Annotated in this window: 18 protein-coding genes and 1 tRNA gene; 9 read left to right on the top strand and 10 right to left on the bottom strand. The window is 68.6% G+C overall.

The window, feature by feature from the left end; genetic code table 11:
• Together QMX79_RS13370 and QMX79_RS13375 are read right to left on the bottom strand one after the other, a co-directional pair.
• The coding region (locus QMX79_RS13370; RefSeq protein WP_282247182.1) for a hypothetical protein at positions 1–1,174 on the bottom strand (1,174 nt) is incomplete at its 3' end.
• 29 nt (positions 1,175–1,203) lie between these two features.
• A complete protein-coding gene (locus QMX79_RS13375; RefSeq protein WP_282247183.1) occupies positions 1,204–3,357 on the bottom strand; it encodes a bifunctional (p)ppGpp synthetase/guanosine-3',5'-bis(diphosphate) 3'-pyrophosphohydrolase in 2,154 nt (717 codons plus the stop codon).
• A gap of 96 nt (positions 3,358–3,453) precedes the next feature.
• Between QMX79_RS13375 and QMX79_RS13380 the strand changes: the two genes are divergently transcribed.
• A complete protein-coding gene (locus QMX79_RS13380) occupies positions 3,454–3,990 on the top strand; it encodes a hypothetical protein (RefSeq protein ID WP_282247184.1) in 537 nt (178 codons plus the stop codon).
• A 42-nt stretch (positions 3,991–4,032) separates the two neighbouring features.
• On the opposite strand, the gene hrpA is transcribed toward QMX79_RS13380, so the two are convergent.
• Positions 4,033–8,133 carry an ATP-dependent RNA helicase HrpA gene (hrpA, locus tag QMX79_RS13385; protein WP_282247185.1) on the bottom strand — a complete coding sequence of 1,367 codons (4,101 nt, stop codon included), beginning with the start codon at positions 8,131–8,133 and terminating at the stop codon, positions 4,033–4,035.
• An 89-nt stretch (positions 8,134–8,222) separates the two neighbouring features.
• Here hrpA and QMX79_RS13390 point away from each other — a divergent pair, with 89 nt between their 5' ends.
• The 6 genes from QMX79_RS13390 to QMX79_RS13415 all read left to right on the top strand — a co-directional run bounded on the left by QMX79_RS13390 (position 8,223) and on the right by QMX79_RS13415 (position 14,468).
• Positions 8,223–8,786, top strand: a complete 564-nt coding sequence (locus tag QMX79_RS13390; protein ID WP_282247186.1) for a Dps family protein — start codon at positions 8,223–8,225, stop codon at positions 8,784–8,786.
• Between the two features lie 78 nt (positions 8,787–8,864).
• Positions 8,865–10,667, top strand: coding sequence for a DNA helicase RecQ (gene recQ, locus QMX79_RS13395; protein WP_282247187.1), 1,803 nt, complete (start codon positions 8,865–8,867; stop codon positions 10,665–10,667).
• 92 nt (positions 10,668–10,759) lie between these two features.
• Entirely contained in the window at positions 10,760–11,143 is a 384-nt protein-coding gene (locus QMX79_RS13400) for a CopL family metal-binding regulatory protein (RefSeq protein WP_282247188.1), read from the top strand.
• A gap of 102 nt (positions 11,144–11,245) precedes the next feature.
• The gene (locus QMX79_RS13405) at positions 11,246–13,021 is read left to right on the top strand and encodes a copper resistance system multicopper oxidase (protein ID WP_282247189.1); all 1,776 of its coding nucleotides are present in this window, start codon (positions 11,246–11,248) and stop codon (positions 13,019–13,021) included.
• Positions 13,018–13,956 (top strand): copper resistance protein B, encoded by a 939-nt coding sequence (locus QMX79_RS13410; RefSeq protein WP_282247190.1) that lies wholly within the window; start codon positions 13,018–13,020, stop codon positions 13,954–13,956. The genes QMX79_RS13405 and QMX79_RS13410 overlap by 4 nt, the downstream gene beginning before the upstream one ends.
• The gene (locus tag QMX79_RS13415) at positions 13,956–14,468 is read left to right on the top strand and encodes a GNAT family N-acetyltransferase (protein WP_282247191.1); all 513 of its coding nucleotides are present in this window, start codon (positions 13,956–13,958) and stop codon (positions 14,466–14,468) included. Before QMX79_RS13410 ends, QMX79_RS13415 begins: the two co-directional genes overlap by 1 nt.
• Positions 14,469–14,471: 3 nt before the next feature.
• Here the strand turns inward: QMX79_RS13415 and QMX79_RS13420 are convergent, their stop codons facing one another.
• Positions 14,472–14,786: a zf-TFIIB domain-containing protein gene (locus tag QMX79_RS13420; RefSeq protein WP_282247193.1), complete on the bottom strand. Its 315-nt coding sequence runs from the start codon at positions 14,784–14,786 to the stop codon at positions 14,472–14,474.
• A gap of 163 nt (positions 14,787–14,949) precedes the next feature.
• On the opposite strand from QMX79_RS13420, the gene QMX79_RS13425 reads away from it, so the two are divergent.
• Positions 14,950–15,351, top strand: a complete 402-nt coding sequence (locus tag QMX79_RS13425) for a response regulator (protein WP_282247194.1) — start codon at positions 14,950–14,952, stop codon at positions 15,349–15,351.
• A gap of 106 nt (positions 15,352–15,457) precedes the next feature.
• Positions 15,458–16,120: a DUF3011 domain-containing protein gene (locus tag QMX79_RS13430; protein WP_282247195.1), complete on the top strand. Its 663-nt coding sequence runs from the start codon at positions 15,458–15,460 to the stop codon at positions 16,118–16,120.
• A 44-nt stretch (positions 16,121–16,164) separates the two neighbouring features.
• On the opposite strand, the gene QMX79_RS13435 is transcribed toward QMX79_RS13430, so the two are convergent.
• The 6 genes from QMX79_RS13435 to ybgF form a co-directional block, all read right to left on the bottom strand.
• A complete protein-coding gene (locus QMX79_RS13435) occupies positions 16,165–16,845 on the bottom strand; it encodes an MliC family protein (RefSeq protein WP_282247196.1) in 681 nt (226 codons plus the stop codon).
• Positions 16,846–16,918: 73 nt separating this feature from the next.
• On the bottom strand, positions 16,919–17,809 hold the full coding sequence (locus tag QMX79_RS13440; RefSeq protein ID WP_282247197.1) for an NAD(P)-dependent oxidoreductase: 891 nt from the start codon (positions 17,807–17,809) through the stop codon (positions 16,919–16,921).
• A gap of 175 nt (positions 17,810–17,984) precedes the next feature.
• Positions 17,985–18,060, bottom strand: a tRNA-Lys gene (locus tag QMX79_RS13445).
• A gap of 71 nt (positions 18,061–18,131) precedes the next feature.
• Entirely contained in the window at positions 18,132–18,797 is a 666-nt protein-coding gene (gene queC, locus QMX79_RS13450) for a 7-cyano-7-deazaguanine synthase QueC (RefSeq protein WP_068853746.1), read from the bottom strand.
• Between the two features lie 75 nt (positions 18,798–18,872).
• Positions 18,873–19,571: a 7-carboxy-7-deazaguanine synthase QueE gene (gene queE, locus QMX79_RS13455; protein ID WP_282247198.1), complete on the bottom strand. Its 699-nt coding sequence runs from the start codon at positions 19,569–19,571 to the stop codon at positions 18,873–18,875.
• 199 nt (positions 19,572–19,770) lie between these two features.
• The coding region (gene ybgF, locus QMX79_RS13460) for a tol-pal system protein YbgF (RefSeq protein WP_282247199.1) at positions 19,771–20,264 on the bottom strand (494 nt) is incomplete at its 5' end.

Genomic DNA, 20,264 nt, shown 5'->3' on the forward strand with positions numbered 1-20,264 from the left:
GGATGTCGCCACGCGCCTGCGCCTCCTCGAAACGCTCAAGAAGGGCGCGCACGGCCTGCTCGCGGCGCCGGTTCGGTGCGGCGGGTGCGCTCAGCGCCCGCTCGGCCTGGCGCGCCTGCGCAACGGCCTGGCGCGCCGCCGCCAACTGGCGTTCGGACGCACCAAACGTCTGCGCCGTGGCCAGCGCCTGTGCTGCCAGATCGAAGCGGAAATCCGCGGCCTGCCGGGTCGCTGCCGCCAGCAGCGCCTCGATCACCTGCTGCAGCCCGCGCTGCGCGACGGCGTCCTCCGGGCGCACCGCCAGCACGGCCTGGAAGGCGTCACCGGCCGACTGCCAGCGCTGCCGGCGCAGCAACCGCTGCCCGTCGCGCACGCGCGCCTCCAGCGCGGCGTTCAAGGCGGCTTCGCTTGCCGGCAGATCGACATGGCCTGCATCAAAGTCACGTGCACGCTGCACGCGCGCCGCCGCACCGGCGACATCGCCCTGCGCCGCCGCGTCGCGTGCCTGCTGCAGCAGGTCTGAGAGCGCATCCTCGCGCCCCTCCAGTGCGCGCAGGTGGTTCGGCGCGCGCGCCAGTACCTGCTGGAACAATGGCAAGGCGCTGTCGTCACTGCCATCCAGCCGTTGCGCCTGCAGCGCCGATTCGGCCCGGCCCAACAACGCGCCGATACCAGCACCCTCCTGCTGGTGGTCGCGCAGCCGCCGCGCCACGGCATCGGCGTCGCGCTGCGGTACCTGCAGCTCGCGGGCCAGGGCCAACGCGCGTTGCGCGGTGGCCGCATCGCCGGCATCGAGTGCGGCATTGGCCTGTGCCAGTGCGGCCCGCGCAGTGCGCGCCAGGCCTGCGCGGGCCTGCGGACGATCGCTGTCCAGTGCCAGCGCCGCCTGGTACCACTCGCGCGCGCCGCTGCCATCGCCTGCGGTCAGCCGGCCGGCCGCCAGCGCACGGTCGCCCCGGTCCAGCAGCTGCTCCACCTGCGGTTCGTTCCAGAACCAGTTCGCCAGCGGGCGCCGGAACGCCACCAGCAGCACGAACACCGCCACCGCCACCAGCAGCGCCCAGCGCCAGATGCGCCGCGACTGCCACGCCTGCACCCACCACCAGCGGCCTTCGCGGCGCACGCGGCGCAGGGCGGCATGCGCGGCGTCCTCATGGTCGGGGTGGCGGCTCATTCCGTGAGCGTAGCGTGGGTCACGTGAGGTCAGCCCAAACGCCGCGCGTCGCTGACGCCGGGCAGGGCATCCAGTTTCCCCAGCAGGGTCGAAAGCTGGCCGTAATCGCTCACTTTCAGGCGCAGGCGCAGGTGCGCACGGCCGCTGTTGCGGACGTTGTCGCTGTGGATGTCCAGCACGTACGCATCTTCCTGCGCGATCAGGTTGGTGATGTCCTTGAGCAGCCAGCGCCGATCCACCGCATCGACCACCACATCCACCTCGTAGCCACCGCCTGCCTGGCCCCATTCGACCGGCAGGATGCGCTGCGGGCTGGCGGCGGACAGCCGCGCCAGCGCGGCACAGTCGGTGCGGTGCACGGTGACTCCGCGGGTGCGGGTGAGGTAGCCGACGATGGGTTCGCCGGCCACCGGCTGGCAGCAGCGCGCCAGCTGCACCAGCAGGTTGCCTACGCCCTGCACGGTGAACTTGGACTTGCCCAGGCTGTCGCGGCGCGCGGTGGGCCGGGGCAGCGCGGGCACCGCCGGCTGGGTGGCCGCGCGTTCGGCTTCGAGCAGGGCCCGGCTGACCTGGTGCGGGCCGGTGTCGCCGAGCGCTACCTGGATGTACAGGTCATCGACGCTGTCGGCATGGAACTTCTTCGCCGCCACGGCCAGGTCGGCCTGCGCCAGCCCGAGCCGCTTCAGTTCGCGGTCGAGCAGATCGCGCCCGGCCTGCACGTTGCGCGCCCGGTCCAGCTTGTGGAACCAGCCGCGCACCTTTTCGCGCGAGCGGTTGCTGGCCAGGTACCCGTTGGAGGCCAGCAGCCAGTCGCGGCGCGGGTCGGCCTCCTTGCCGGTGAGGATTTCCACCCGGTCGCCACTGCGCAGGCGGTAGGTGAGCGGCACGATGCGCCCGTTGACCTTCGCACCGCGGCAGCGGTGGCCGACCATGGTGTGCACGTGGTACGCGAAATCCAGCGGCGTGGCGCCCTGCGGCAGGTCCATCACCTCGTCCTTGGGGCTGAGCGCGTAGACCCGGTCCTCGGTCAGTTCCGCATCCAGCGCGCCGGCCAGCTCACCGCCATGGCCTTCCTGCGACTGCTCCAGCAGCTGGCGCATCCAGGTGATCTTGCGGTCGAACGCCTTTTCCGCACCCTTGCTGCCTTCCTTGTAGCGCCAGTGGGCGGCCACGCCGAGCTCGGCCTGGGCGTGCATGTCGTGGCTGCGGATCTGCACTTCGATGGTGCGGCCTTCCGGACCCACCACGGCGGTATGCAGGGAGCGGTAGTCATTGGCCTTGGGCCGGGCGATGTAGTCATCGAACTCGCTCGGCACCGGCGCCCACAGCGAGTGCACCACGCCCAGCGCGGCGTAGCAGGCCGCCACGTCCTTGACCATCACCCGCACCGCGCGGATGTCGTAGAGCTGCTCGTAGGCGAGCCGCTTCTTCTGCATCTTCCGCCAGATGCTGTAGATGTGCTTCGGGCGCCCGCTGACCTCGGCCTCGATGCCCTGCGCCAGCAGCTCGCGCGACAGCACCTTCTTGACCGATTCCACGTACCGTTCGCGCGCCAGCCGTGTTTCGTCGACTTCACGTGCAATACGCCGGTAGGTCTCCGGCTCCAGGTGCCGGAACGCCAGGTCTTCCAGTTCCCATTTCAGCTGCCAGATGCCGAGCCGGTTGGCCAGCGGCGCATGGATGTCGCGGGTCAGCTGGGCCAGCGCGCGGCGTTCTTCCTCCGGCAGGCGGTCGGCCGCCCGCATGCGCGCCAGCTGCCGGGCCAGCAGGATCGGCACCACCCGCAGGTCCTGGATGATCGACAGCAGCAGCCGGCGCAGGCCTTCACTGTTGCGCCCGGCATCGCGCCCGGCGTGCAGCGCCCAGACCTGGTCGGCCGCGTCCAGGCCCTCGAGCAGGCCGACCACGGCCGCCTTGTGGTTGCCCAGCGGAAGCGCGTCCAGCGCGGCACGCAGCCACGGCAGGTCGAACAACAGGGCCGCCAGCAGCGCGCTGTCGTCGGCCGACAGCAGGGCCAGTGCATCCAGGGTATCGGCCAGCACCGGCCATGGGGCGGCCTGGGCGTGGTCGGCATCGTCGGCCTGCCAGCGCTGCAGCAGCGCCTCGCGCAGCGCGGGGGACAGCGAGGCCGCCGAGGGTCGGTTCAACAAGCCATCCAGGCCGGGGACAGAAGCGCGGTTCACAGCATCATGCAGACAAGATAGAGAGCCCTACACTAGCGCTGGTATCGTTGCCGGACAATCAGAACCGGTTCCATCGTGCATTCCTGGAGAGCTGCCATGCGTTTTTCCCGTCTTAGAGTGTTGGCCGCTGCGGCCGTCCTGCTGGCCATGGCCGGGCCCGCCCTCGCCCAGCGCGTGGTCGAAGGCGACCTGCAGCAGCAGATGTCCCCGGCTGAATTCAAGGCGGCCGGCCTGGACAAGCTGAGCCCCACCGAACTGGCCGCCCTCAACGGCTGGCTGCAGGGCAAGGTGGCCGCGGTCAGCGCCGACGTGCGTGAGCAGGTGCGCGAGCAGGTGCGCGAAGAAGCGCGCGAGGAAGGCCGCCAGGAAGTGATCGTGAAGAACCGCGGCTTCTTCGACTTCGGCAGCAACGAACCGATCGTGAGCACGCTGCAGGGCGAGTTCCGCGGCTTCGGCAAGGGCCGCCGTTACGTGCTCGCCAACAAGCAGGAATGGGAACAGACCGACGAAACCACGCTGGCCGGCGTGCGCCGCACCGATCCGGAAGTGTCCATCGCGCCGGGCATGATCGGGGCGTGGTACCTGCAGATCAAGGGCGTGAACACCCGCGCGAAGGTCCGCCGGGTCAAGTGATGGTGCACGCCCCGCGCGGTTGCCGCGCGGGGCGTTGCAGGCTCAGGCCTGGCGCAGGGCGGCCACCCGCTGGGCCAGTTTCTTGGCCGAAATGCCGGTCTTGGCCCCCAGCTCCTGCGCGAACAGCGATACCCGCAGTTCTTCCAGGTCCCAGCGCAGCGCCTGCCACTGCGCACGCTCGCGCAGGCCGCGTGCCTGCGCTTCTTCCAGCGCATCCAGGAACGGACGCAGTTCCAGCATCCGGGCCTGGTCGCGGGGCGGATCGCGCTTGGCCCGCTCGCTGCGCAGGATCATCGCGCGCAGGTAGCGCGGGTACTGCGCCAGCGCATCGGCCGGCGTTTCGCGCAGGAACCCGGGATGGACCAGCGCCGCCAGCTGCTGCTCCAGGTCATCCAGGTTGCCGCGCGCCCAGCCCATCAGCGGTGCTTCCAGCAGCGGCTTGAGTTCGGCCACGTGCGCCAGGATGTTCTCGGCCAGTTTCAGCCGTGCCATCGCCTCGCCGAACAGCTCGCGGCCAACGGCATCGCGCCGCTTGGCAAAGGCCGCCGGGTCGCGGATCTCACCCAGGCCGTCGGCCAGCACAGCGTTCATGGCCGCGTCGACCAGGTCACCGCGCAGGCGCTCCTGCGATTCGATCGAGGCGTACAGCAGCCCGGTCTTGGGCGGCACCGGCAACTGCTTGCGCGCCTGCTTGGCCTTGTCGGCCAGCGCGATATCCATCAGCCGGCGAACGCCGCGCGGGTGCTGTTCCAGTGCTTCGTTGCGGTCGGCGAAGATGCGCAGTGACGCGGATTCACCGGCATCCACCAGCGCCGGATACGCCGGCACGCCGGCTTCACCGGGCACCTGCAGCGGAATCGGCGCCGCCGGGAAATCACGCAGCCCTTCGGCCGCCAACGCACGGCCCGCGCGCGCGGCGAACGCATCGCCGGCCTGCTCGCCGAAGCGGGCGCGCAGCGCGTCCAGGTCGCGCGAGGCGGCCAGCCGCTTGCCCTGCGCATCGTGCAGGCGCAGGTTCATGCGCAGGTGCGCATCCAGCGCACTTTCATCGAAATCGATGGCCGCCACCTGCGCGCCGGTTGCGCGCGACAGGAACCGGGCAAGCTCGCCACGCAGGTCATCGGCGCTGGGCGCGGGGAACGCCTCGGCGAAGGCACGCCCGAAGTCCGGCGCCGGCACGTAGTTGCGGCGCATGGCCTTGGGCAGGCTGCGGATCAGCGCGGAGGCCTTGTCAGCCACGAAGCCGGGCGCCAGCCACGACAGGCGCGCCGGATCCAACGCATTGAGCAGGTGCAGCGGTACATCCAGGCTGACGCCGTCATCGTCGCTGCCCGGCTCAAAGCGGTAGTGCAACGCCAGCCGCGCATCGCCCAGCGGCAGGTACTTCGGGTAGCGCTCGGCATCGCTGCCCTCGCCCGGCAGCAGGTCGGCCAGCGTCCATGCCAGCGCGCGCTTCTTCTCCGGGGCCAGCGCCTTCCACCAGGTATCCAGCCCGGTGGCCGAATGGATCTCGGCCGGAATCCGGTCCAGGTACCAGCGCGCCTGCCAGCCTTCATCGGCCACGATGCCGGCGCGGCGCAGCTTGGCTTCTTCTTCGCGCGCCTGCTCCAGCACCTTCAGGTTGTCGGCGATGACACTGGCGCGGGTGTTGATCTCGCCGGTGACCAGCGCCTGGCGCACGAAGATGTCGTGCGCCTCGCCCGGGGCGATGCGCCCGTAGTGCACCGGCTTCTTCGGCGCCAGCACCAGCCCGAACAGGCTGATCTGCTCCGAGGCCAGCACCTGGCCCTGCGCACGCGACCAGTGCGGATCAAAGTGTTTGCGCAGCAGCAGGTGCGGCAGCTCGGCGATCACCCAGTCCGGTTCGATCGCCGCATTGGTCAGGCCCCACACCTTCTGCGTATCCAGCAGGGTGGCCGCCAGCAGCCACGGCGGCGGCCGCTTGGCCATGACCGAGCCGGGGAACGGCAGAAAGCGGCGCTGGCGCGGGGCCAGGAAATCGCCCTTGTCGCTGCGGTGGCCGATCTGGGTGGGCAGGCCGGCGATCAGCGCGCGGTGCAGGGTCTGGTAGGCCGCGGCACGCACGCGCTCGCTGAAGGCACTGCGGGCCTCGTCGGTCGCTGCCGGGACGGCCGCAGGCGCAACGGCGGGCGGCGTTTCGGTCTTGCCCTCGCGGGCCAGGCGGGCGGCGCGGTGCTGCTGGCCACGGGTGGCCTTGGCCTTCTCGGCATCATCGCGAACCGGCGCAGGGGCCGACGAACCGGCCAGCAACGGCGCCATCGCACTGTCCGCCGGCTCTTCGCTCCAGCCCAGCTCTTCGCACAATACGCGCAGCTGGCGGTGCAGCTCGCGCCATTCGCGCATGCGCAGGAAGCCGAGGAAGTGGCGGTCGCACCAGCCGCGCAGCTTGGATTGGGTCAGGTCTTCGTGGGCCTGGCGGTAGCCTTCCCACAGGCGCAGCACGCCGACGAATTCAGAACGCCCATCGGCAAACAGCGCGTGTGCGTTGTCGGCGGCGGCACGCGCTTCTGGCGGGCGTTCGCGCGGATCCTGGATACCCAGGAACGAGGCGATCACCAGCATCGGGCGCAGGCAGCCCTGCGCCTGCGCGGCGACCAGCATGCGGGCCAGCTTCACATCCACCGGCAGGCGCGCCATCTGGCGACCGATCGGGGTAAGCCGGCGCTCGTTGTCCACCGCGCCCAGCTCGCCCAGCTGCTGCCAGCCATCGGCAATGGCGCGCTCGTCGGGCGCTTCCAGGAACGGGAAATCCTCGATCCGGCCCAGGCCAAGCTGCAGCATGCGCAGGATCACCCCGGACAGGCTGGAACGGCGGATTTCCGGATCGGTGAATTCGGCGCGCGACTGGAAGTCCGCTTCCGAGTACAGCCGGTAGCAGATGCCTGCAGAGACGCGCCCGCAACGGCCCTTGCGCTGGTTGGCGCTGGCCTGCGAAATCGCCTCGATATGCAGCCGGTCCAGCTTCTGGCGCGGGCTGTAGCGCTTGACCCGGGCCAGGCCCGGATCGATCACGTAGCGGATGCGCGGCACCGTGAGCGAGGTTTCGGCCACGTTGGTGGCCAGCACGATGCGGCGCTTGCTGCCCGGGTTGAACACCGCATCCTGGTCCTTCACCGACAGCCGCGCGTACAGCGGCAGCACTTCGGTTTCGCGGTATTTTCGCCGTTCAAGGGCCTGGTGCGCATCGCGGATCTCGCGTTCGCCCGGGAAGAACAGCAGGATGTCGCCGCGCGGATCGAGCCGGGTGATTTCATCCACCGCGGCCACTACCGCATCGTTGACGGTGCGTTCGCCATCGCGGCCGCCGTCCTCGTCGCCACCGCCCTCGCCTTCCAGCGGGCGGTAGCGCACTTCCACCGGGAAGGTGCGCCCTTCCACGCTGATCACCGGCGCATCGTCGAAGTGCTGGGCGAAACGCGAGGTATCGATCGTCGCCGAGGTGACGATCAGCTTCAGGTCCGGCCGCTTGCGCAGCAGCTGCTTGAGGTAGCCGAGCAGGAAATCGATGTTGAGGCTGCGTTCGTGCGCCTCGTCGACGATGATCGTGTCGTACTGCGACAGCCAGCGGTCGCTGCTGATCTCGGCCAGCAGGATGCCGTCGGTCATGAACTTGATGCGGGTATCGTCGCCCACGCGGTCGGTGAAGCGCACCTGGTAGCCGACCGTGGTGCCCAGCTCGGAGTGCAGCTCCTGCGCCACGCGGGTGGCCACCGCACGTGCGGCGATCCGTCGCGGCTGGGTGCAGCCGATCATCCCGGCCACGCCGCGGCCGGCGGCCAGGCACAGCTTGGGCAGCTGGGTGGTCTTGCCCGAGCCGGTTTCACCGGCGATCACCACTACCTGGTGTTCGCGGATCAGCGCCGTGATGCGTTCGGCTTCACGCGCGATCGGCAGGCTGTCGTCCAGACTGATCGACGGCTGGTTGAGCGCCCGCGCCTGGCGCCGCTGCACCGACGCCTGCAACGCCTGCTGGAATGCCGCCGCCACGCCGGCATCGGCCGGTTTGGCCCGCCAGCGCGAGAGCATGCCGAGCAGGCGACCGCGATCACGGCTCATGGCCCCGTCAATGGCAGCCTGCTGCGAAGACAGGGACGAAGCATCGGGTTGTTTGATAGCGGTCATCAATCGAATCGTTTAGAACTTATGAGTACAACTGAAGGTTAGTCTGACTTATTGTGAAGGCCATCCCATCCAACAGGAGGATTTCCCCCATGGCGAAGACCAAGACCCCGGCCAAACCCAAGGCCGCCAAGCCCCAGGGCGCCAAGCAGAAGCTGGCAGCAGCGGCACCCTCGGCCCCGAACATTGATATCGGGATCAAAGAGAGCGATCGCAAGAAGATTGCCGATGGCCTGTCGTCCTTCCAGGCGGACGCGTTCACGCTCTACCTGAAGACCCACAACTTCCATTGGAACGTGACGGGTTCGATGTTCAACTCGCTGCACCTGATGTTCGAAACCCAGTACACCGAACAGTGGGCTGCCCTGGACGACGTGGCCGAACGCATCCGCGCACTGGGCTTCAATGCCCCGGGCTCCTACCGCGAATTCGCCGCCCTGACCTCGATCGCCGAGGAACCGGGCCTGACCGACAGCGCGGACTGGCGTGAAATGGTACGCCAGTTGGTGGCCGCCAACGAGGCCGTGTGCCGGACCGCCCGCAAGGTGCTGGACGTGGCCGACGACGCCGACGACGCCCCGACCGAAGACCTGATGACACAGCGCCTGCAGACCCACGAGAAGTACGCCTGGATGCTCCGCTCGCTCCTCCAATAACGCCGGGCCCGTTCCCCCGATGCTCCATCGGGGGAATTCCGGACGGGGAACGCCCCCCGGAACCGGTAAACTACGGCGATGTCTTCCCGTCCCGCGCACGAACTGCTGCACCGCATCTTTGGTTACGACGATTTCCGCGGTCCGCAGCAGGCGATCGTCGAGCATGTCGCGGCCGGCAACGACGCGCTTGTACTGATGCCCACCGGCGGCGGCAAGTCGCTGTGCTACCAGGTGCCTTCCCTGCTGCGCGAGGGCACCGGCATCGTCATCTCGCCGCTGATCGCGCTGATGCAGGACCAGGTGGAAGCCCTGCGCCAGCTGGGCGTGCGCGCCGAATACCTGAATTCGACCCTGGATGGCGAAACCGCGGCCCGGGTCGAGCGCGAGCTGGCCGCCGGCGAGCTGGAACTGCTGTATGTCGCGCCCGAGCGGCTGCTGACCGGCCGCTTCCTGTCCCTGCTGGCGCGCAGCCGCATTGCCCTGTTCGCCATCGACGAAGCCCACTGCGTATCGCAGTGGGGCCACGATTTCCGGCCCGAGTACCGCCAGCTCACCGTGCTGCACGAGCGCTGGCCTGACGTACCGCGCATCGCGCTGACCGCCACCGCCGACCCGCCGACCCAGCGCGAGATCGCCGAGCGGCTGGACCTGACCACCGCCCAGCACTTCGTCAGCTCCTTCGACCGCCCCAACATCCGCTACACCGTGGTGCAGAAGGACAACGCCAAGCGCCAGCTGCTGGATTTCCTGCGCGGCCACCGCGATGAAGCCGGCATCGTCTACTGCATGTCGCGGCGCAAGGTCGAGGAAACCGCCGAGTTCCTGTGCAAGGAGGGCATGAACGCCCTGCCCTACCACGCCGGCCTGCCGGCCGAGGTGCGCGCGGCCAACCAGCGCCGCTTCCTGCGCGAGGACGGGATCGTGATGTGCGCCACCATCGCCTTCGGCATGGGCATCGACAAGCCGGACGTGCGCTTCGTGGCGCATACCGACCTGCCCAAGTCGATGGAAGGCTATTACCAGGAAACCGGCCGTGCCGGCCGCGACAGCGAACCGGCCGAGGCCTGGCTCTGCTATGGCCTGGGCGACGTGGTGCTGCTCAAGCAGATGATCGAGCAGTCCGAGGCGGGCGAAGAGCGCAAGGCGCTGGAACGCTCCAAGCTCGACCACCTGCTGGGCTACTGCGAATCCATGCAGTGCCGCCGCCAGGTGCTGCTGGCCGGGTTCGGTGAAACCTATCCGCAGCCGTGCGGCAACTGCGACAACTGCCTGCAGCCGCCCGATGCCTGGGATGCCAGCGTGGCGGCGCAGAAGGCACTGAGCTGCGTGTACCGCAGCGGCCAGCGGTTCGGCGTGGGCCACCTGATCGACATCCTGCGCGGCGGCGAGAACGACAAGATCCGCCAGTTCGGCCATACCGAGCTGAGCACCTACGGCATCGGCAAGGACCTCGATGCCCGCACCTGGCGCAGCGTGTTCCGCCAGCTGGTCGCCGCGAGCCTGCTGGAAGTGGACAGCGACGCCTACGGCGGCCTGCGCCTGACCGACGGCAGCCGCCAGGTGCTCAAGGGCGAGCGCAAGGTGATGATGCGCCGCGAAAGCCCCAAAACCCGCGAACGCGAGCGCGGCGGCCAGCGCACCGGCCTGTCGGTGCTGCCGCAGGACCTGGCCCTGTTCAGCGCCCTGCGCGGCCTGCGTGCCGAGCTGGCGCGCGAACAGAACGTGCCGGCCTTCGTGATCTTCCACGACAGCACCCTGCGCAACATCGCCGAACAGCGCCCCACCAGCATCGATGCGCTGGGGCGCGTGGGCGGCATCGGTGGCACCAAGCTGTCCCGCTACGGCGAGCGGCTGGTCGAGATCGTCCGCGAAGAAGGCTGATGCGCGCGGCCCCAGCCAGACCCACGTCCAACGTTGAACCTGGCGTTCAGGCACGGGTGCGTGGTGCGCGCTTTGGCGTTAAGGTGGCGCCCATGTCCGCCGGTGGCCTGCTCCTGCGAGTGGTATTGATGCTCAGCCTGTTGCTCAACGGGCTGAACGCGGCCATGGCCGGCCCCATGGTGCTGGCGATGGCCACGCCTGCCGCTGCCGAAGACGCGCCTGCACCGCCCTGCCATGGCCAGGATCATGCCGCCCTGCACGGTGCCCCGGCCGAACCACCGGCCCAGGCACCGGACGACAGCGAGCACTGCAGGATCAAGGACTGCCTGCGCAACTGCGCCCAGCAGCCCAGCCTGGCCGTCCAGATCGCCTGGCTTCCGGTACCGCCACCGCCGTCGCCGGTGCTGCTGCGCGTTGCCCATCCCGCCCTGCCCAGCCCGCCGCTGGACCGCATCACCCGCCCTCCCATCGCCTGAGCGTGCGTTCGCTACGAACGCCTGCGTAACACGATGCCGTGCTGACGCACGCGCGTCCTGCCGGCACCTACGCGTGCCCCTCGGATCCGATTCGGAGTTGCAATGTCACACCCCTCTTCCCCCGGCGCGGGCGCCCCGCCCCTGCCGTCGCGGCGCCTGTTCGTGCAGGGCCTGGCCGCCGGCGGCGTGGTTGCCGGCCTGGCCGGCGCCATACCCGCGCGCGCCTTGGCCAACGCCGGCCCCCGCGTGGCCACCGCCCCGCAGGTGCTCAGCGGCCAGCAGTTCCAGCTGAGCATCGGCGAATCGCTGGCCAACTTCACCGGCCGCACCCGCCCGGCGATCACCGTCAACGGCAGCCTGCCCGCGCCGATCCTGCGCTGGCGCGAAGGCGACACCGTCAGCGTGCGCGTGGCCAACGCCCTGCAGGGCCACCCCACCTCCATCCACTGGCACGGCATCCTGCTGCCGGCCAACATGGACGGCGTACCCGGCCTGAGCTTCAACGGCATCGCCCCGGGCGAGGCCTACCAGTACCGGTTCACCCTCAAGCAGTCCGGCACCTACTGGTACCACAGCCATTCCATGTTCCAGGAACAGGCCGGCCTGTACGGCGCACTGATCATCGACCCGCTGCAGCCGGCGCCGTACCGGTTCGACCGCGAGCACGTGATCCTGCTCTCGGACTGGACCGACATGGACCCCGGCGCACTGTTCCGGCGCATGAAGAAGCTCGCCGAGCACGACAACTACTACAAGCGCACGCTGCCCGATTTCCTGCGCGACGTGCGCCGCGATGGCTGGAGCGCGGCCACTGCCGACCGCGGCATGTGGGGCCGGATGCGCATGACCCCCACCGACATCTCCGACATCAACGCCCACACCTACACCTACCTGCTCAACGGCACCGCGCCGGCCGGCAACTGGACCGGCCTGTTCCGCAGCGGCGAAAAGGTGCTGCTGCGCTTCATCAACGGCGGTTCGATGACCTACTTCGACGTGCGCATTCCCGGCCTGAAGATGACCGTGGTGGCCGCCGACGGGCAGTACATCCACCCGGTGAGCATTGATGAGTTCCGCATCGCACCGGCGGAGACCTTCGATGTGATCGTCGAACCCACTGGCCAGGATGCCTTCACGATTTTCTGCCAGGACATGGGCCGCACCGGCTACGCCGCCGGCACCCTGGCCGTGCGCCACGGACTGCAGGCGCCCATTCCCGCGCGCGACCCGCGCCCGCTGCTGACCATGAGCGACATGGGGCATGACATGGGTGCCATGGGCCACGACATGAAAGGAATGGAAGGCGGCTGCGGCGCGAACATGGGCCACGCCGGCCATGGCAGCGCCGGCAAGGCACCGCGCCACGCGCCGAGCGAGAACGGCAACCCGCTGATCGACATGCAGAGCTCGGCCACCGCGCCCAAGCTTGATGACCCCGGCATCGGCCTGCGCGACAACGGCCGCCAGGTACTCACCTATGGCGCCATGCGCAGCCTGTTCGAGGATCCCGATGGGCGCGAGCCGTCGCGCGAGGTCGAACTGCACCTCACCGGGCACATGGAAAAATTCAGCTGGTCGTTCGATGGCATTCCGTTTGCCAGCGCCGAGCCGCTGCGCCTGAACTACGGCGAGCGCATGCGCATCGTGCTGGTCAACGACACCATGATGCAGCACCCCATCCACCTGCACGGCGTGTGGAGCGACCTGGAAAACGCCGACGGCGAATTCCAGCTGCGCAAGCACACCATCGACATGCCGCCCGGCACCCGCCGCAGCTACCGCGTGCGCGCCGACGCGCTGGGCCGCTGGGCCTACCACTGCCACCTGCTGTACCACATGGAAGCCGGGATGATGCGCGAAGTGAGGATCGAAGAATGAAGATGCTCACCGTTGCACTTCTGACCGCCATCGCGGGACCGGCGTGGGCGCAGTCGCATGCGCACGCACACACCGACGCAGCACCCGCGACTGCACCGGCGGCGGTCGACCATTCGAAGATGGACCACGCGAAAATGGACCATTCAACGATGGACCATTCAACGATGGATCACTCGACCATGGATCACGCCGCCATGGGCCATGGCACCGCGCCGAGCGCGCCGCGCGAACCCATTCCCGAGGTCACCGATGCCGACCGGGCGGCCGCCTTCCCACCCATCAACCATGATGCGATGGAGCACGCGCCCAACGTGCACAGCCTGCTGCTGATCAACCGGCTGGAACACTGGGATGGCCAGCACGGCACCGGCCAGGCGTGGGAAGCCAGCGGCTGGGTCGGTGGCAACATCAACCGCCTGTGGCTGCGCAGCGAAGGCGAACGCAGCGGCGGGCGCACCGAATCGTCCGATCTCGAAGTGCTGTACGGGCGCAGCGTGTCGCCATGGTGGGACGTGCTCGTGGGCGTGAAGCAGGACTTCCGCCCGGCGGATTCGCGCACCTGGGCCGCGTTCGGCATCCAGGGGCTGGCCCCGTACAAGTTCGAAACCTCGGCGACGGCGTATGTCGGCGAAGGCGGACAGCTGGCTGCCACCCTGGAGGTCGAGTACGAGCTGTTGCTCACCAACCGCCTGATCCTGCAGCCGCTGGTGGAGGCCACGCTCGCCGCCAAGGACGAACCCGAGCACGGCATGGGCTCCGGCCTGAACAAGGTCGAGGCAGGGTTGCGCCTGCGCTACGAGTTCAGCCGCCGCTTCGCGCCGTACATCGGCATCAGCCATGAGCGCCTGTTCGGCGACACGGCCGACTACCACCAAGCCGCGGGCGAGCACACCCGTGACACCCGCTGGGTAGCCGGCGTGCGGGTCTGGTTCTGATGGCACTGCAGATCCGCCGTGCATTGCCTGCCGATGCAGAGCGGTTCTCTGCATTGGCCATGGCCACCTACACAGAGACCTTCGGCGACTCGTATCCGCCGCAGGACCTGCATGACTTCCTCGACGCGCACTACTCACCCGCTCCACAGCGTCGTGAGCTGGAAGATCCGCTCAGCGCCGCATGGCTGCTGTTCGATGGCGAGCAGGCAATCGGCTATCTCGCGGCGGGGCCGAACAGCCTGGCCCATGCATTGGCGGCGGAAGGCGACATCGAACTGAAACGCCTGTACGTGCACGCCACCCATCAAGGTGGCGGGCACGGTGCGCAGTTGATGGACGCGTTCCTGGACTGGCTGGACCAGCCCCGGCGCCGCACGCTGTGGGTGGGCGTGTGGTCGGAGAACTTCGGCGCGCAGCGCTTCTACGCGCGCTACGGCTGTGTGCAGGTTGGCAGCTATGAATTCCCTGTGGGCGAAAGCCGCGACCTGGAATTCATCCTGCGCCGGCCTTGAGCATCAGAAATCGAACAGGTCGGACAGGAAGCTTTCTTTCTTCTTCTTGCGGTAGCCCTGTCCATCGCCGTAATGCTGCTGGCCCAGGTGGCGGGTGTCGCGGTGCTGCACCTGCTGGTGGACCTGCTGCGGAGGCGGAGGCGGCGGCGCTGCGGCACGCACCGGGGCGGGCGCGGCGGCACCGGCCGAGCGCTCGATGATCTTGTCCAGCTCACCACGGTCCAGCCACACGCCCCGGCATTGCGGGCAGTAATCGATTTCGATGCCCTGGCGCTCGAACATCACCAGCGCTTGGGTAGTACAGACGGGGCATTGCATCGATCAGGCTCCAATCAGGGGTCAGATCCTGACTGTACCGGGGCCTACCTGACCGGCGCACAACAAACCGACACCCAATGACGCTGTTTGCACGATCCCCTCACCTGCCGCTGGCCCATACTGCCGCGCCTTTCCACCCAAACCCTGCAGGGAAACCCGCGTCATGTTGTTGTCCAAGCGCCATGTTGCACCGCGCGTGCTGTTGATCGAAGACACCGAAGACACCCGTGAACTGAGCCGCATGGCGCTGGAAAGCCAGGCCTGCGACGTGGCTGCCGTCAGCTCGGCCGAAGCCGCCTTGGGCCTGCTGCAGGCCGGCGAGCGCTTCGACCTCGTGTTCACCGACGTCTGCCTGGGCGGCCTGAGCGGCATCGAAGCCGCGCACCGCATCCGCCAGCACCAGCCCAGCCTGCCGGTACTGGTCACCTCCGGCCTGCAGCCGGACCGGGTCACCCCCCAGCTGGCCCCGGGCATCCACTTCCTGCCCAAGCCGTATTCGATGAGCGAACTGCTGGACGCGATCCGCGCCTGCTTTGGCGATCATGACGTGGACCGGGCGGCCTGACCGCAGCCGCATAAGGGGCGCGCTGGCCGCGCCCTGCTTTCATCAGGATTTCATCAACCCCTGCGCATCGTTCGGCACGTGAACCTCCCTTGCCGGACTCCTGATCATGCAGACCCGATTGCTGCTTGGCACTCCCCTGTTGCTGCTGGCCTCGCTCACCGACGTGCGCGCTGACGACTTCGTTACCTGCGAAAGCCGCGACAACCGCTACCAGTCCTGTGCATTGCCCTACGCTGGCTATGTCACGCTGGACCGAAAGCTGTCCGGCGCGGACTGCCGCCAGGGGCGCAGCTGGGACTATGACCGCCGCAATGTGTGGGTCGATGACGGCTGCCGCGCCTCGTTCCGGGTGCGCGGCGATGACCGCCACCATGACCGCGATGACGACAACCACGATGCGAAGGTGGCTGCCGGCGTGCTGGTCGGTGCGGCCATCCTGGGCGCGCTGGTGCATAACGCCAACAAGCAGGATGCGCGCTACGACGATGACAACTACCAGGGCGCGCGTCACACCTCGTACGTGCCCGAATGGATGGTCGGTGAGTTCGAGGGCTACAACCCGATGTACAACCGCGACATCCGCATGCGCATCGAAGCCGATGGCCGGATGTCGGCACAGGCCAGCGGCCAGAACCTGTCGGGCTGGGTCAATGGCGGCCAGCTCAACGTGGGCGGCAGCGTGTTCGATATCAACCAGAGCCGCGACGGCTTCGTGACCACCGAAGTGGGCGACCGCCAGAACGAAGTGCGCTACCGCCGCGTACGCTGAGCGGTGAGGCGGTGCCGGCGGACACCACCGGCACCGCCTTGGTTTTACTTGCCCGCGACTTTGCAGCTCAGGCGCGTGCCGTAGAACTCCAGCGTGGCCTCGCCCTGGTGTTCCCAGAATTCCACGCCCTCGCGGGTGTAGCGGCTGCCACTGGCTGACGGTGCGGCAAAGGCGATGGCCTGGTCGCGCCCCAGGCGAATGACCGCCACCTGCGGGTCAAATTCATTGTGGAACACCACCGAGAGCGGCTTGCTGGCGTCGTCGCACTGGTATTGCGTGGCCGCCGGTCCCGGCCCATTGGCCGCGGCCAGGCGGAGCTCGACGATGCGGGTCTGGTACGACTCGAGCAGGCAGCGATTGGCATCCACCGCCTGCCAGCAGGCATCGCGACCCTTGATCCAGCCGCGCTGTTCAGCAGCCACGTCCAGCTCGCCCGGCCCGGTCTGCGCCGCCTTGTACAACCCGGCCAGCTCCCGATCCAATGCCGAGAGTCGCGCGTCGCCGCATACAGTCTTCTCTGCATCCGAGCCGGCCTTGGCGCAGTCGAACGAGGGCCCCTCGGAACCGGCCGCTGGCAGCGCGGCCGGCGCGGCTGCCGGCTTCGGCGATTCGGATGCGGCTTCGCTCGTGGCGGGCGCGGTGGGTGCAGCCGTCGTATCGGTCGGCGTGGGTTTGCAGGCCGCCAGCGCCAGTGCGCCCAGGCCGATCAGGACAAAACGGTTCATGGCACCTCCACAGCGCCTGTCATTCAACCCACATAGTCTGCGCCACGCCGCGCTCAGGCGGCGTGTACGCGCGCTATTCGATGGTGCAGTCATCGACACGGACGGTATCGGGCAGCACCTCGATGCTGCCCACTGCGAGCTGCTCCAGGATCGTTTCCGGCCCGCGCCAGCTGCGCCACTGCAACCCGACGCTGGCGGCGCGCGCATCGTGGATACGATCCACCACCGGCAGTGTCCAACCGCGACGGTCGTATTCGGCCAGCCATTGCGGGCAGCGCTGCGCCAGGACGTCACGCGGGTGCGTCACCAACGCCTCGCAATCCTCCCGCTGGAACGGGGTCCAGCCGCTGGCCAGGTAACGCTGGAAGGCCGGGCCGCCATTGGTCAGCGCGGCCACATGCGCATCCGCCACGTCACGGACATCGATTCCGCGATGCAGCCGGTACAACATCATGCGTTCCGGCGGCTCCGGGAAGCAGCGCGACATCCGGATCACACGCACGTCCAGATCCGGGCCGGCCGCGCCTTCCAGCCACTGTTCGGCCGCAAGCTTGGAACGGTGGTAGACGGTGCGGGGCTGGGGCGTGGTCTGCTCATCCACCCACGTGCAGCGCCCCGGCACGATGGCGTGCCCGTACAGCGCGGTGGTGCTGGTGAACACCAGCCGCCGCACGCCCGCCTCGCGCGCCAGCATCGCCAGCGTGCGGGTGCCTTCCACGTTGATGCGCTGGAATTCGCTGTCGCTGAAGAGTCCCACATGCGGCGCGTGCAACGCAGCGGCATGGATGACCGCATCCACGCCCTGCAGCGCCTTGGCCAGCATCCGGGTATCGGTGAAATCGGCCACGTGACGCGTGGTCGCAAAGGGACTGCGGTCGATGCCCACCACGTCGTGGCGAGCGGCCAGGGCGCCAAAGATGGCGCGACCTACCCGGCCTGAACTTCCTGTCAGGAGAATCTTCACTGGAGAGCACATGTCAGCGCCCGGGAGCTACCGGGATCGATGGATTGTATCCATCGGGAACACGCTCTGGCGTACAACGTGGATGACAACGGTAGCGAGTGCCGCGCGTTGTGACCGACGTCTTCGCCAGAAACAAAAAAGGCGCCCATGGGGCGCCTTTAATGATCTGATGCAGTGGTGGGCCGTGATGGATTCGAACCATCGACCAAAAGATTAAAAGTCTTCTGCTCTACCGACTGAGCTAACGGCCCATTGCATGCCCCGACTTCGCGCCGGGGGTGCGCATTCTAACCCATCTTGCGCCGCAGGCGTACCCCGCCGATCAGGCGTAGCGGGTCGGGTCGGCCACGCCGGCGTCGGCGAAGCCCTGCGCGCGCAGGCGGCAGGCGTCGCAGTGGCCGCAGGCGGCGCCGCTGTCGTCGGCGTTGTAGCAGGACACGGTGAGGCCGAAGTCCACGCCCAGGCGCACGCCTTCACGCACGATGTCGGCCTTGCTCAGGAACTGCAGCGGCGCGTGCACCTGGATGCCCGCCCCTTCCACGCCCGCCTTGGTGGCCAGGTTGGCCAGGGTCTGGAAGGCGCTGATGAACTCGGGGCGGCAGTCCGGGTAGCCGGAATAGTCCACGGCGTTGACGCCGCAGAAGATGTCGTTGGCGCCCAGCACTTCGGCCCAGCCCAGCGCGACCGACAGCATGATGGTGTTGCGCGCCGGCACGTAGGTGACCGGGATGCCCTCGCCGCCCGCTTCGGGCACGTCGATGTCGTCGGTCAGCGCCGAGCCGCCGATGCTGCGCAGGTCCACGTTGACGGTCTTGTGCGCGACCACGCCCAGTGCCTTGGCCACGGCGGCGGCGGCATCCAGCTCGGAGGTGTGGCGCTGGCCGTAGCGCACGCTCAGCGCATGCACGGCGAAGCCCTGCTCGCGGGCCATGGCGACGACGGCGGCGGAATCCATGCCGCCGGACAGGAGGACAACTGCGTTCTTCATGAGGGTGTTTCCGGTGGGTTGCGGGAAAGCCAGCACGCTGTCCCGCGCCGGTACATCAAGGGGCAACGAACGGGCTCAGCGACCCGGCTCGTCGTCCCACAGAATCTTGTGCAGCTGCATCTGGAAGCGCACCGGCAGGCGGTCCTCCACGATCCAGTCGGCCAGCTCGCGCGGGCTCACCTGGCCCTTGCTGGGCGAGAACAGCACCATCGAGCGCTCGTTCAAGTGGTGCTCGCGCACCATGCCGCGCGCCCAGTCGTAGTCCTCGCGGCTGCACAGTACGAACTTGATCTGGTCGCGGCGGGTGAGCAGCGGCAGGTTTTCCAGGCGGTTGCGCGCCATTTCGCCGGAACCGGGGGTCTTGAGGTCGACCACGCGCGATACGCGCGGGTCCACGCCGCTGACATCCAGTGCGCCGGAGGTTTCCAGCGAGACGTCCAGGCCAGCGTCGCAGAGCTTCTCCAGCAGCACCAGGCAGCGCTTCTGCGCCAGCGGCTCGCCACCGGTCACGCACACGTGGTGGACGCCCTGGGCCAGCACTTCGCGCACGATCTCGTCGATGTCCCACCAGGTGCCGCCGTGGAAGGCGTAGGCGGTGTCGCAGTAGGTGCAGCGCAGCGGGCAGCCGGTCAGGCGCACGAACACGGTCGGCCAGCCGGCGGTATCGGCTTCGCCCTGCAGGGAGGTGAAGATCTCGGTGATCTTCAGCCGTGGCAGGGGCGACTGCACGATCTCGCTGGGGAGCGCGGCGGCGGCGGACAGGGTGGTGGTCATCGTGGGCGTCTGGGAATGCGGTTACGGAAACGAGAGCAGCCAGGCGAAAAACCCTTTCCCGGTCCGGCGGTTAGCCCTCGGCGCGTGGCGACGCGCCATACGATGAGGGCGCCTTGGGACAAGGGGGGCGCGGCCTGGCTCTACGCGGGTAGTGCTGTTTTGATCTGCCCGATTATACCGGCCTTGGCCGGTCGGGGCCTCAGCGGATCTGCTGGCCGAGGCGGATGGCCTGCAGACGGTCCTGCGCGGTGCGCGCGGCGTCCGAGCCGGGATAGGTGTTCACGACCTGCTCCAGGGTGGCCTGGGCTTCATCGATCCTGCCTTCGCCGTACTGGGAAAGGCCGATCTTCAACAGGCCACCAGAGGCCTTGTCGTGGGTCGGGTAACGCGCGATGAGGTCGCGGAACTGCGCCTCGGCGAGCGGGAAATTGCGGGTGGCGTAGTAGCTTTCACCCAGCCAGTACAGCGCGTTGGGGGTGTAGACGCCATTGGGGTAGAGCTCGAGGAAGCTCAGGAACAGCTGGGCCGAGTCGTCGTACTTGCCGGCCTTGAGCGAATCAAAGGCCACGTTGTACGCGGTGCGCTCGTCGCCACTGGCGGCGAGGCTGCCCGGGTCGCCGTGCACGGAGGGGGGCCCCGCGGGGGGGGCCGCGGGCGGTGCGGCGGGGGTGGGGGGCCACGCCCGGGGCATCG

This window comes from Stenotrophomonas sp. PS02300, assembly GCF_029959395.1.
In the GTDB taxonomy this organism is placed as follows: Bacteria; Pseudomonadota; Gammaproteobacteria; order Xanthomonadales; family Xanthomonadaceae; genus Stenotrophomonas; species Stenotrophomonas maltophilia_AD.